The 12,148-nt window shown below is 68.1% G+C and carries 8 protein-coding genes and 3 pseudogenes; 5 read left to right on the top strand and 6 right to left on the bottom strand.

Annotated elements, in window-relative coordinates; translation table 11 throughout:
- Positions 1–51 precede the first annotated feature (51 nt).
- The 6 genes and pseudogenes from A5700_RS00440 to A5700_RS00420 form a co-directional block, all read right to left on the bottom strand.
- Positions 52–1,269 carry a cytochrome P450 gene (locus A5700_RS00440; protein ID WP_068067543.1) on the bottom strand — a complete coding sequence of 406 codons (1,218 nt, stop codon included), beginning with the start codon at positions 1,267–1,269 and terminating at the stop codon, positions 52–54.
- Between the two features lie 25 nt (positions 1,270–1,294).
- Positions 1,295–2,260 (bottom strand): annotated as a pseudogene (locus A5700_RS24805) (SDR family NAD(P)-dependent oxidoreductase); the annotation flags it as partial.
- Positions 2,253–3,395 (bottom strand): spirocyclase AveC family protein, encoded by a 1,143-nt coding sequence (locus A5700_RS00435; RefSeq protein WP_068067540.1) that lies wholly within the window; start codon positions 3,393–3,395, stop codon positions 2,253–2,255. The pseudogene A5700_RS24805 and the gene A5700_RS00435, both read right to left, overlap by 8 nt.
- 9 nt (positions 3,396–3,404) lie before the next feature.
- Entirely contained in the window at positions 3,405–4,517 is a 1,113-nt protein-coding gene (locus tag A5700_RS00430) for an ABC transporter substrate-binding protein (RefSeq protein ID WP_068067537.1), read from the bottom strand.
- Positions 4,518–4,596: 79 nt separating this feature from the next.
- Positions 4,597–5,445, bottom strand: a complete 849-nt coding sequence (locus A5700_RS00425) for a CbbQ/NirQ/NorQ/GpvN family protein (protein WP_068067534.1) — start codon at positions 5,443–5,445, stop codon at positions 4,597–4,599.
- Between the two features lie 87 nt (positions 5,446–5,532).
- Complete coding sequence (locus tag A5700_RS00420; RefSeq protein WP_068067531.1) at positions 5,533–7,224, bottom strand: nitric oxide reductase activation protein NorD; 1,692 nt, start codon at positions 7,222–7,224, stop codon at positions 5,533–5,535.
- Positions 7,225–7,336: 112 nt separating this feature from the next.
- Here A5700_RS00420 and A5700_RS25790 point away from each other — a divergent pair.
- The 5 genes and pseudogenes from A5700_RS25790 to A5700_RS00400 all read left to right on the top strand — a co-directional run.
- Positions 7,337–7,465: pseudogene (locus tag A5700_RS25790) on the top strand (SDR family NAD(P)-dependent oxidoreductase); the annotation flags it as partial.
- A 103-nt stretch (positions 7,466–7,568) separates the two neighbouring features.
- Positions 7,569–8,726, top strand: a pseudogene (locus A5700_RS00415) (acyl-CoA dehydrogenase family protein).
- Positions 8,723–9,814: an acyl-CoA dehydrogenase family protein gene (locus A5700_RS00410; RefSeq protein ID WP_068067528.1), complete on the top strand. Its 1,092-nt coding sequence runs from the start codon at positions 8,723–8,725 to the stop codon at positions 9,812–9,814. The pseudogene A5700_RS00415 and the gene A5700_RS00410 overlap by 4 nt, the downstream one beginning before the upstream one ends.
- Before the next feature lie 121 nt (positions 9,815–9,935).
- Complete coding sequence (locus A5700_RS00405; protein ID WP_068067525.1) at positions 9,936–11,195, top strand: TetR/AcrR family transcriptional regulator; 1,260 nt, start codon at positions 9,936–9,938, stop codon at positions 11,193–11,195.
- A gap of 90 nt (positions 11,196–11,285) precedes the next feature.
- On the top strand, positions 11,286–12,128 hold the full coding sequence (locus A5700_RS00400; protein ID WP_068067522.1) for an SDR family oxidoreductase: 843 nt from the start codon (positions 11,286–11,288) through the stop codon (positions 12,126–12,128).
- Positions 12,129–12,148: the final 20 nt, after the last annotated feature.

Below are 12,148 nucleotides of genomic sequence, written 5' to 3'. Positions count from 1 at the left end.
GCCTTACTGGAAACTAGCCGATTGGCAAGGTGTGGCCGTCGTGGGGGCGGTCTATCGAGGATCGAAGAGCACCGGCACCGAGGTCGGCGACCGGAACACCTGTCCGCGAATGTGCGGGTCGTTCCCGTCGGGATCCAGGCGCAGGTTTGGCAGCCGGTCGAGCAAAAGGTTGATAGCGGTGCGCATTTCGAGCCGCGCCAGGTGCATGCCGAGGCAGACGTGCACGCCGTGGCCCCAGCCCAGGTGCGCGCGGGCGTCGCGGTGGATGTTGAACGTGTCGGGATCGTGATAGCGATCTTCCTGCCGGTTCGCCGAGCCCAGCATCGGCATCACCGTCGCGCCGGCCGGGATGGCGACGCCGCCCAGCTCGGTGTCCCGGGTGGCCACCCGCGTGATGGTCAGCAAGGGCGACTCCCACCGCACGCCCTCCTCGATCGCCTGCGGCAGCAGCGACCGGTCCGCGCGAATGGCATCGAGCTGCGCGGGGTCCGACAGCAACGCCAACAGCAGGCTGCCCAGCGACCGGTAGGTCGTCTCGACGCCCGCCGGGAGCAGCAACCGGAGGAACGAGAAGATCTCCTCGTCCGCGAGCTTCTCCCCGTCGATCTCGGCCGCACCGAGCGCGCTGATCAGATCGTCCTTGGGCTCGACCCGGCGCGCCTTCAGTATCGGGGCGAAGTAATCGCACAGGGCGGCCGAGGCCGCCAGCCCGCGTTCGGGGTTCATCAGCCAGCTCAGCAGCGAGATCGACCACCGCTGGAAGTGGGGGTAGTCCTTCTCCGGAAGGCCGAGCAGTCCCGCGATGATCTGGCTCGGGTAGTCGAAGGTGAACTCCTTGACCAGATCCGCCCTGCCGTTGGCGGCGAAGTTGTCGATCAGGCCGTTGGCCACGCGACCGACCAGTTCGTCCTGCCAGCGCGCCAAAGACTTCTGGGAAAACGCTTTTGAGATGAGCGAACGCAGCCGGCCGTGGACCGGCTCGTCCATGCCGAGCATCACACCCTCGCCCAGCACCGGACCGAAGGCCGCGATGACGGCGGCCGAGGAGAACGTCTCGTTGTCGCGCAGCATCTGCTGAATGTCCTCGTGGCGGTACACGATGAACATCGGCAGGGACTCCTCGTGCGGGAGCGCCCCCGACGTTTCGAGTCGCTGCACCGGTTCCTCGCGGCGCAGCCGCGCCAACTCGGTGTACGGATCTCGCACGTCGCCGGAGATCGCGTCGTCGAAGGCGCCGAAGTCCGCCAGGTCGTCGAACAGTTGTTCCATGTCTATCCCTCATTCCCTGTTGACGCTTGGCCGCCAGCGCAGTCAGTCGTTGCAGCACCGGCTGCGGAAGTACGCGTGCGGCGAGCACCATGCCCCGTTGCGCAGTCGTCAACGGCCACGCCCCGCCCCGCATCGACCCGTGCCTCGGTATGCCCAGCACGATCCGCGACAGGTGGTGCATCCCCGAGGCGGGCAGAATCCTGTTGGCGGCCAACAACATCGCGGCGTCCGGGCCGACGCCGCGGCGGTGAAATGCGCCCCGGTCCTGCAGCGCCCTGACGAGGCCGTCGGTGAACCGCTCCGGCGGTCTGGCGAGCCGCATCGCGAACCGCCCTCGCGAGTTCATCGTGTTGTGCAGCCGCGCATAAGGGCCGGCGAAGTTGCGGTCGTCGGTGGTGCCCGCATCGGTGATGATGTCGGTGTCGTAGGTGCCGGCCACCAACACGGTGACGCCGAGCCCAAAGGGCGCGATCTCACCCGCCATCGACTCGCCCCAGCGTTCCAGCGCCCCCTTGGCCGCCGAATAGGGCGCGGTGGCCGGCTGGCCACGAACCCCCGCCGCGCTCGAGACCAGGACGATGCGGCCCTCCCCCGCTTCCCGCATGCCCGGCAGCAAGGCCTTGGTCAGCTCGACGGGTCCGGTGACGCTGGTGGCGAACATGTTCTGCCACAACGAGATATCGGCCTCCTCGACCATCCCCGCACCGGAGATGCCCGCGTTGTGGACCAGGGCGTAGGGCGTGCCGACAACGTCCTGGATCGCCTTGGCCGCGGCAGCGACCGAGGCGAGATCCATCAAGTCGAGCTGGACCCCGATCAACCTGTCGTCGTCTGCGGACGCTCCGGTCGCCGTGCGCAGCAACGGCATTGCGGTGTCGGGGTCGCGCATGGCCGCGACCACCCGCCATCCGTCACGGTAGAGGCGAACGCTCGACGCGAACCCCAGTCCGCGGGAGGCGCCGGTGATGACGACGGCGCGCGGCTCAGCCATTCGTGCTCGCGGTTGCACAGGCGCCGTGACCGGGCGGCGGCGCGTCGACGTGCGGTCGGCCGTTGGGCTCCCCGCTGGCCGATGTCGACCAGATGCCTACCGAGAATGGTCCCTGCGCGCCGGCCTTCTCGTAATACCCTTGCGGGTCATAGACTTTGGCCTCAGGGTAGGGCCACGGGCAGGCCACCGAGGTCGCGGCGTGGCTGACCTTGATGGCCCAGAACCAGGCACCGTAGGCGAAGTAGGACACGTTGATGATGGCGAACATCACCAGGAAGGTGCCCAGCACCGGGCGTGTCGGAAACAGTTTTGCCTTCGCCGCAAGCTTTTCCGCCACCGATTTCCCGGTGTCGTCGCGGTAGCACAGGATCGCCGCGGGCACCATCACGAAGGTCACCGAGAACGACTCCCAGATCAGCGGGAACTGGAATGTGGTGCCGGTGAACACCGAACCCCACGGGATCACCTGGTCGTAGATGTACATGCCCATGTGGACGAGCTGGATCTCCAGCCACGCATCGAAGACGAAACCGATGGCGCAGGCCAGCGCGCCCAAGCTGACCAGCGGGTGCCGGGAGACGAACGACCGGGGTCCGTACTTGGCCTGCAGCGTGCGCAGGATCCAGATGGACGGGAAATAGGGCCCGAAATAGAAAGTGACGTAACCGACTACGACGAACGGCTCTACCGTCGGCGAGATGGACACCAGCGGCCACGACTCCGGCCAGTGGATGAGGTCGGGGTTGTAGACCGCAAACGGCGACCAGTTCATGATCGGGTCCTGCCACACGATCAGCGTGGTGCACAGGAACATCAACATCACCGGGCTACCCGGATTGCGCCGCCAGCCTCGGATGAACACCACCAGCAGCACCAGCAGCATGATGCACGTGGAGATGTGCAGGAAGGTGATGTAGTCCAGCCCGAACAGGAACCTGACCGGACGCGGCCGGCCCTGGACGTTCGGGTTGGCGACGCGGGGGTCGAGCGCCGTGCGGCAGTTCGCGACGAAGACGATCGCAAACGCGGCGAGCGCGGCGCCGGCGATCCAGCCGCCCCAGCCGCGGTTCTGGGCGCGCTGCCGGGACGACGGCTTCTCCTGCGCGGCAGGCGGTATCGATTGGTCAGTACTCATCGTTGAGCCTCACTCTCCGAAGCGATCGACCAGGCGGGAGTTGACGCCGTCGGCGTCCAGGGTCCGCGCCACCAGATAGCCGGCGCCCATCCAGGCCCGGCGGGTCCACTTGCCCAACGACACCCGGGTGCCCGGCGCGCCGGACGCGGCGGGCACCATCTTCACGCGCTCCAGCGCCTCTTTGACGCCGCGCGGACTGAGGGGGTGGGCGTCGGCGAAGGCGCGCACGAGAGTGGTGGCGACGTCGTGGTTGACCACCGAGACGCAGTACTCGGGACGGCTGCCGTCGTATTTCTTCGCGTAGCGGTCGAGGAAGGCTTGGCCGATCGGGTTGGTTTCGTCGTACTGGTCGACCCCGACCCAACCCATGAACGCGTTCCACATCATCGGGTTCACCCACGCGTTCTGGAATGCGGTGGTGGCGAACCTCGGGGGGTCCCAGTCCAGAGCCTCCAGCGCCGGATTGATGAACACGATCCCGAACCCGAAGCCCAGGTGCACGATCGCCTCGGCTTTCGCGTCGTGCAGGGTGCGGACGGCTTCGTTGATGTCCTGAGCCGTCTGAGCGATCGTCGCTTCCGCGACGATCCGAACACCCTTGCGCCGGCACGCGCTGCGCAGGTTCTTCAGGTAACTCTCGCCGATCAGGCTCTGCTCGACCAAAACTCCGATTTCGGTGATCCCGCGTTTGGCCACCTGATCGACGATGAAGATCGGCTCGTCGGTCATCGAGCCCTGCGGAAAGGCGAAAGTCCATTCGCCCAACCAGTCGTCGGTGCCGGTGACGCTGATGGCCGGCACCTTGAACCGCTCCTCGATCGCCTCACGAGTCGGCACGCAGTTGTCGGTGATGTTCGGCCCGAACACCACCAGGCATCCTTCGTCGACGAGCTCGCCGTAGGCGTCGATCACCGCCTTGACCGAACCCTTCGGCAGTCCCTCGACCTCGCGGTAGATCATCTGCACCGGGCGATCAAGCAGGCCCTGTTCGACGGCTTCTTCGAAGACGAGGTCGAAGGTCCGAGTGAAGCTCCCCATCAGCTCCTCGGGGAAGCCCGGGGGCAACGTGAAGTCCATCAGGTAGCCGACCTTGATCGGCTCCGCGCTACTTTCGTAAGACATCCGACCTCCAGAGCGTCGAAGCCGTAACTGAAAACCTAATATTTGTTCAGACCATAACGACGGTGTCCGGCAGCGTCAATCACCGGGCGCCGCCCGTTTCGCCGAGGTAGATCTCGATCATCTCGCCCAGCGCCTGGCCGACCGCCGCATCGTCGGTGAGCGGTCCGGTAATCGCGGCCCGGGCGGCCTGGGGCGCGTCGAGACCCTCCTGGATCAGCCTGCCCGCCGCGATCAGGACGCGGGTCGACGCCACCTCGCGGAGCCCGCCGGCCTCCAGGCGGCGGATGGCCTGACCGAAACGCACCAGCTCGGACGCGGTGACACCGTCGACGCCGGCCTCCCGGGCCACGATCCCCTCCTCGACATCGGCTGTGGGAAAACCGAATTCGATGGCCACCATTCGCTGGCGCGTCGAGTCCTTGAGATCCTTCAGCACGCTCTGGTAGCCGGGGTTGTAGGACACCACGAGCCCGAAACCTGGTGCCGCGTCCAACGTGACGCCGAGACGCTCGATGGGTAGCTGCCGGCGGTGATCGGCGAGCGGATGCAACACCACGGTGGTGTCCTGACGGGCCTCCACCACCTCGTCGAGGTAGCAGATCGCGCCCTCACGCACGGCCCGGGTGAGGGGGCCGTCCACCCACACCGTCTCATCGCCGCGGAGCAGGTATCGCCCGACGAGGTCTGCGGTGGTCAGGTCGTCATGGCAAGAAACGGTGATCAGCGGCCTGCCGAGGTCGTGGGCCATCGCCTCGACGAAGCGGGTCTTGCCGCAGCCCGTCGGCCCCTTGAGCACGAGCGCCAGTCCCTGCCGGTACGCCGCCTTGAAGACGGCTTCTTCACCGCCGATCGCTTGGTAGTACGGCCGCGACGGCGCCGCATCGAGGGCCGCGCCGTTCCGGTGAACGAGTCCGGACTCGTTGGCCATGACATCCCTTTCGCCGTTGCCCGGAGCCTAATCGGAACAGATGTTTGTTTCAAGGAGTTTGACGTAGGCGAATGGGTTCGACGCTCGTCACGACACTTTTCTGCGCATCTCCGCTGAGCGCAGCGCCGATCGGAACAGCGGACCGATTACGCCGGCGAGTCGGTCCGGCCGTGTGATCGTCGCGTGAGCCGTGCTGCCGAAGACCCGCCGCAACGCGGCGACGTCGGTTCCGGCGCCGATCGTCAGGCACACGCACCCGGTGCCGCGGCGGCGGGACTCGGTCAACGCGCGGCGCGCGTCGGCCGCGCCGTAGGCCCGCTCGTAGCCGTGGTCGTAGGCGAGTCCGTCCGAGACCACCACCAGCAGTCGCCGCGCCGTCCCGCCGCGCGTCTCCAGGACCGCCGCGCCGTGGCGGATGGCGGCGCCGAGGCGCGAATAGGCGCCCGGCTCAATGCTGTTCAGCCTTCGCAGGATTCGGGAATCGAGATGGTCATCGAAGCGCTTGACGGGCACCACGCTGACCGCCCGGCGGCCCTGCGAGTAGTACGCGTACAGCGCGACCCGGTCCCCCAGGTCGTGCAGCGCGATGGCGAGGTGCGCGACGGCGGCGCGCTGCTGTTGGTGCACCGTCCGCCCGGCCGTTCCTGGCTCGGCCGCCGAGCCCGACGCGTCGAGCAGTAACAACACCGACAGGTCGCGGCGGCGCCGCAGGCTGTCGAGGTAGACCAATTCGTCGGGCACCGACCCGGCCAGCAATTCGACGCGGGCCTCCACCGCGGCGTCGATGTCGATGTCGTCGCCCTGCGCTTGGCGGCGCCGGCGGTGCAGTCCCATGCCGAGCCGCGCCAGCGGCCGCCGTAGTCCGAGCGCGTCATCGACGGCGGCGGTTGCGGAGGCGTCGATGGTGGCATCGACCTCGCGCACGGTGCACCACCCCGGGCGGTAGCGCCCGCGTGTGACGTCCCATTCGGGGTACACGGCGCCGTGCGCGGCGCAGCGCGCGGCGCCGTCGTCCTCGCCGCGTGCCGAGGCCAGCGAAAAGACGGCGTTCGCGCCGCGCGCGCCGGAGTACGTGCGATGCGTGGGGGCATCCGCGCCTGGTGGCCCCCCGCCACTTCCAGTCTTGCGCGCCGAGGACAGCAGCCTCTTCAGCCACTTGCCGAGGAAGCCGCCCCCGCCCACCGGGCTGGTGAACAGGTCAGGGTCGTCGGAATCGTCGACCAGCCCGTCGTCCAGCTCTTCGCGTTCGGTGGCGCCGTGGGCACGCGGCACGTGTTGCGCCGCCGCGTCGTCATGCCGTTGCGTCGCAACGGAACTCGCCCTCAGGACTTGCGCCGCCCGCAGCACGCCGAATTGCGCCTCCGGGTCGTCGATGGGCCCCCGCCCGCGCGCGATCCGCAGAGAATCGGCGGGCGAGCCGCTGCGGCAGGCGGTGTCACTGTCGCCTAAAGAGGCCAACGTGGCCGGCAACAGGCCGGCGTTGGCGACGAGCGCCCGATGTCCCTCGAGCGCCAGATACCGCCGGGCCCAGTTCGGGTGCCGAACCAACGGGCGCACGACGCCCGGATCGAGGCTGCCGGCCGCGATGAGCGAGGCCTGGACCGCGACGGCCGCAAGTTGCGCGCGTGCAGGCGCACCGGCATCGAGGTGGATCGTCTGTCCGTCGCTCCACGCCGGTTCACCCGGCCCGAGGGCGGCCACGGTCACGGGCCGGCCCGCGAGCGCAGACGCGAACATGCCCAAGGCCTCCAACCGGCCGCCGCGTGCGTCGCCTGACATCGACCTCCATACCACCGAATGTGTTGACCAAAAATCTGTTCCAGCGTAGGGTCCGGTTCCACCCGCGGTCAATCGGATCCGATCACCGGTTGCACTTATCGAGGAGCACAACGTGATTGACTTCACCGACCGGGTCGCGGTGGTCACCGGCGCCGGGCGGGGGCTCGGACGCCTCTACGCGCTGGATCTGGCGCGCCGGGGCGCCGCGGTGGTGGTCAACGACATCGGCGCTGACGAAGGCGTCGCGTTCCCCGAGACGCGCCGCGACGGTGGCCGTTGACCGGATATCCGCTCGACCGTAGAGTCCGGCGTGATCGCAAGCGCGCGGTCAGAGGTTGGGAATAGTGGACTTCTCCTATCCGGCGAAAGTGGAACGGTTCCGCGTCGAGCTGCGCGACTGGTTGTCCGCGAACCTCACCGACGAATTGGTGGCCGCCCGCCGGCCCACCGGCCGCGACGACGCCGCCTTCGAGCTGCTGCGCGGCTGGAACCGCACCATGGCGGAAGCTGGCTGGGCAGCGGTGTCCTGGCCCCGCGAGTACGGCGGCCGCGGGGCGACGGTTCTCGAACAGCTAGTCTACACCGAGGAGACCACGCGCGCTCGAGTCCCGGTTGCGCTCAACATCATTGGGCTGAACAATATCGCTCCCGCGATCATGCAGTACGGCACGCACGATCAGAAATACACGCTGTTGCCCCGCATGATGCGCGCCGACGACATCTGGTGTCAGGGCATGTCAGAACCGGAGGTCGGATCCGACCTCGCCGCGCTGCGCACCCGGGCGGTACGCCGTGGCGCGGAGTTCGTCGTCAACGGCCAAAAGATCTGGACGTCATTGGGACACCGGGCCGACTGGTGCCAGCTCTACGTGCGTACCGATCCTGAGGCGCCGAGGCACAAGGGGATTTCCTGCCTGATCGTCGACATGACGCTGCCCGGCATCGAGGCCCGTCCGTTGATCACCCTCAACGGTGACACCGATTTCGCCGAGGTGTTCTTCCACGACGTGCGGGTGCCGGCCGACGCACTGCTGGGCCCTCTGAACGCGGGTTGGCAGGTGGCCACCACCACGCTCAGTCACGAACGCGCGGGAGCCGCCAGGCTGTACGCGGAGATGCAGGCGCGGCTCGAGGAACTGGTGCACGACCTGGGCGCGGCCCGGCCCGACGCGCTCGAGGATCCCGTGACATTGCGGCGCCTCGGCGAAATGGCGTTGCGCATCAAATATCTCGAGGTGCTGTGCCTGCGGTCCATCTCGGCCACCCTGCACGGCGGCTCGGAGAAAACCGCCCTGGGATCGGCCAGCCTGGCCAAGACTTTGTGGGGCTAGATCGGCCAGGGATTGGCCGACCTGGCCTTCGACGTGCTGGGCGACGACGGAGCAGGCGGCCCGTGGGCCGACTACCGTCTGACGTCACGCTCGCTGACCATCGCGGGCGGCACGACCCAGATCAACAAGAACATCACCGCCCAGCGCGTGCTGGGGCTGCCACGCGCATGAACCTCGAATTGACTGACGAGCAGGTGGCGTTGCGCGACACCACCCGCCGCTTCCTCGCCGAGAAGGCACCGATCTCGCCCCACGTACGAGGGCTGCTCGACGATTCGACCGGCACCACCGACACGGTGTGGCGCGGCCTGGCAAACCTGGGCGTCATCGGCCTGCTGGTGCCCGAAGAGCACGGCGGCGCCGGCATGACGATGGTCGAGGCCGGCGTTGTGGCCGAGGAATTGGGTGCGGCGCTGAATCCGGGGCCGTGGCCGTCCAGCGCGGTCGCCGCCGCGCGCCTCCTCCTCCGGCTGAACGTGCCGGCGGCGGAGCTCATGACCGGGATCGCGGACGGCACCACGGTCGTCACCGTGTGCCTGCCCGAAGCCGGGCACCCGGGCCTCACGGCCGGCCGCCACGGTGCCGATGCGGTCGTGAGGGGCGCTCTCGGCGGAGTGCCGGACGCGGCCGCCGCCGACGTGCTGCTGGTGGTCGCCGAGGAGCGGGAGGGCGCCGGGCTTTTCGCGGTCCGCGCGGGGTCCCCCGGGTTGTCCGTGCAGCCGAACCGCGGCATCGACCCGTCCCGCAAGCGGTGCCGCGTCGCTTTCGACTCCGCGCCCGCGCTACGCCTGGCGAGCGCCGCCCCGGACCTCGTGGCGGCGGTCGCCGACGACGTGTTGATCGCGGCCGCGGCCGACGCGCTCGGCGCCGCCCGCGCCGTCATGGAGCTGGCCGTCGAATATGCCAAGACGCGAAAGCAATTCGGCCAGCCGATCGGATCGTTCCAGGCGATCCAGCATCTCTGCGTCGACATGTACGAGACCGTCGAGTTGGCGCGCGGCGGCGTGATCCACGCGCTGTGGGCGGCCGACCACGCCGAACCGGGTGAACGGCAGGTGGCGGCGCTGCGGCTCAAGGGGTTCGCGGGACGACTGGCCAGCGTGGGTGACACGGCCATCCAGGTGCTCGGTGGCATCGGCTACACGTGGGAACACGACGCTCATCTGTACCTCAAACGCCTGCTCGGTTGGAGCGCATTCCGCGGTGCGTCCGACCGGTACCTCACCGATCTCGGTGTGCGCCTTGCCAAGGGGACGTGATGAGCGGCCGCGCTTCGCAATGGGGACTGCACCGGCCGTATGCAGGGGGTTCGCCCCGCGCCGTCTGCTAATCTTCGACAAAGATTTGGTTCGGCGGAGAGGTGCGGGTCGCGTGGGACGAATGCCCGGGGGCACAGGAGATTCCGGGGCGCGCCGCACCGAGATTCTGCAGACCGCCGCATCGTTGATCGCGTCGTCGGGGCTGCGAACGTCGTTGCAGGAGATCGCCGATGCCGCAGGCATCTTGCCCGGCAGCCTGTATCACCATTTCGAGTCCAAAGAGGCGATCCTCGTCGAGTTGATCCGCCGCTACCAGGACGACCTGGACCGCATCGGGCGAACAGCGCTGGCGCGGCTGGACGAAGCCGACTCTCGCTCGCCGGCGGAGCGGATCGTCGCGCTCGGATCGGCCATCGCCGCGTGCGCCGTCGAACATCGCGCCGCGATGCAGATGTCGTTCTACGAGGGGCCCAGCACCGACCCGGAGCTGATCAAGCTGACCCAGCAGCGGCCCGTCGCCATCGAAGAGGCGATGCTGCAGACGCTGCGCGCCGGCCGGTGGAGCGGTTACATCACGGCCGACGTCGACCTGCCCACGCTGGCCGACCGCATCTGTCAGACCGTGCTGCAGGTCGGTCTGGACGTCATGCGCCACAAATCCCCCGCCGAGCAGGTGGCCGCGCTGCTGTGTCGAATCATGCTGCACGGCTTGGCAACCCATCCCCCAACCGACTCGGCGCTGGACGGTTCGAAGGCCCTCGCCGCGGCCGACGGCGTCATCGCGACCTGGTCCGACGACAGCGACGCCGATCCCAGCGACAAGGCGGCGCGCGTGCGCGCGGTGGCGCGGGCGGAGTTCGGCCGCCGCGGATACGAGGTGACCACCATCCGGGACATCGCGTCGGCGGCGGGCCTGGGCACCGGAACCGTCTACCGGGTGATCGGCTCCAAAGACGAGTTGCTCGCCTCGATCATGGAATCGTTCGGCCGCAAGGTCGAAGCGGGCTGGGTCAGCGTCCTGCGCTCCGACGCCACGGCCGTCGAGAAATTGGATGCGCTGAGCTGGGTGAACGTCAACGCGCTCGATCGGTTCTCCGACGAGTTCAGGATTCAGCTCGCCTGGATGCGCCAGTCGCCCCCGGACACCCCCAACCCCGGCTGGTTGTACGCCACCCGGCTTCGGCAAATGAAAACGCTTCTCGCCGAAGGCATTCAGGCAGGCGAGATCGGTATCGAGGCACCTTCCACCGCGATGCTGGCGCGTTGCGTCATCGGGCTGCAATGGATACCGGAGAACATCCTGGCCGATGTGGGCAAACGCGCGGCGTTGATCCATGCCCGCGACACCGTCTTGCGCGGCGTCGCGGCGCGCCCCGAATAGCCGCTGCAGCCAGGTATTGAACCAAATAACTGTTACCCATACAGTTAGGCGATTAGAACCTGACTAGCGGTAGATGAGAAGGGGATTTCCATGACTGTTGTCGATCGGTTGCGCTACGACGGCAAGCGAGCCCTCGTGGTGGGCGGCGCGACCGGCATGGGCGCGGCGGCCGCCAAGTCAGCGGGTGAGCTCGGCGCCGAAGTCATCGTGCTCGACTACGCGCCGGTGAACTACGACGTCGCCCAATCGGTGCAGGTCGACCTGCGCGACCCCGCCTCGATCGACGCGGCGCTGGAGCGGATCGACGGCCCCGTCCACGCCGTGTTCTCGGCCGCCGGCATCGCCGAGGGCACCACCGACCTGATGGCGATCAACTTCCTCGGCCACCGCCACCTCATCGACCGCCTGCTGGAGAAGAACCAGTTGCCCTCCGGCTCGGCCATCTGCTTCATCTCCTCGGTGGCGGGCATGGGCTGGGAAAACGACTTGGACCTGCTGACCGAATTCCTCGCCATCCCAGGCTTCGCCGCGGCGCAGGACTGGGTCAAGGCGCACGAGGCGGAAGGGATCATCCACTACGGGTTCTCCAAGAAGGTCGTCAACGCCTACGTCGCCACCCAGGGCTACCCGTTGCTGAAGAGGGGCGTCCGCATCAATGCGATCTGCCCGGGGCCCACGGACACCCCGCTGGCCCAGGCCAACGCCGACCTCTGGCTCACCTTCGCCCAGGACTACCGCGACGAGACCGGCTCCAAGGTGCACACGCCCGAGCAGATGGGCGACGTGATGGCGTTCCTGAACAGCGCCGCTGCCTTTGGCATCAGCGGCATCACGCTGCTGGTCGACTACGGCCACACGATGGCGTCGCTGACGAACGCCTACCCGCCGGGAAAGCCGATCATCGACATCATCATGGGCCGCGTCAAGCTCTGACGCCAAAGGCGCCGGTACCG

This window comes from Mycobacterium sp. E1214, from assembly GCF_001666755.1.
In the GTDB taxonomy this organism is placed as follows: Bacteria; Actinomycetota; Actinomycetes; order Mycobacteriales; family Mycobacteriaceae; genus Mycobacterium.
Note: the sequence above shows the minus strand (reverse complement) of the source record. Positions and strands in the feature narration are given on the sequence as shown.

What these genes read in the sequence shown, in the direction of transcription:
- A5700_RS00420 (WP_068067531.1), bottom strand. Translation starts at nt 7,224, where the DNA reads ATGTCAGGCGACGCACGCGGCGGCCGGTTGGAGGCCTTGGGCATGTTC.
- A5700_RS00425 (WP_068067534.1), bottom strand. Translation starts at nt 5,445, where the DNA reads ATGGCCAACGAGTCCGGACTCGTTCACCGGAACGGCGCGGCCCTCGAT.
- A5700_RS00405 (WP_068067525.1), top strand. Translation starts at nt 9,936, where the DNA reads ATGCCCGGGGGCACAGGAGATTCCGGGGCGCGCCGCACCGAGATTCTG.
- A5700_RS00410 (WP_068067528.1), top strand. Translation starts at nt 8,723, where the DNA reads ATGAACCTCGAATTGACTGACGAGCAGGTGGCGTTGCGCGACACCACC.
- A5700_RS00440 (WP_068067543.1), bottom strand. Translation starts at nt 1,269, where the DNA reads ATGGAACAACTGTTCGACGACCTGGCGGACTTCGGCGCCTTCGACGAC.
- A5700_RS00400 (WP_068067522.1), top strand. Translation starts at nt 11,286, where the DNA reads ATGACTGTTGTCGATCGGTTGCGCTACGACGGCAAGCGAGCCCTCGTG.
- A5700_RS00435 (WP_068067540.1), bottom strand. Translation starts at nt 3,395, where the DNA reads ATGAGTACTGACCAATCGATACCGCCTGCCGCGCAGGAGAAGCCGTCG.
- A5700_RS00430 (WP_068067537.1), bottom strand. Translation starts at nt 4,517, where the DNA reads ATGTCTTACGAAAGTAGCGCGGAGCCGATCAAGGTCGGCTACCTGATG.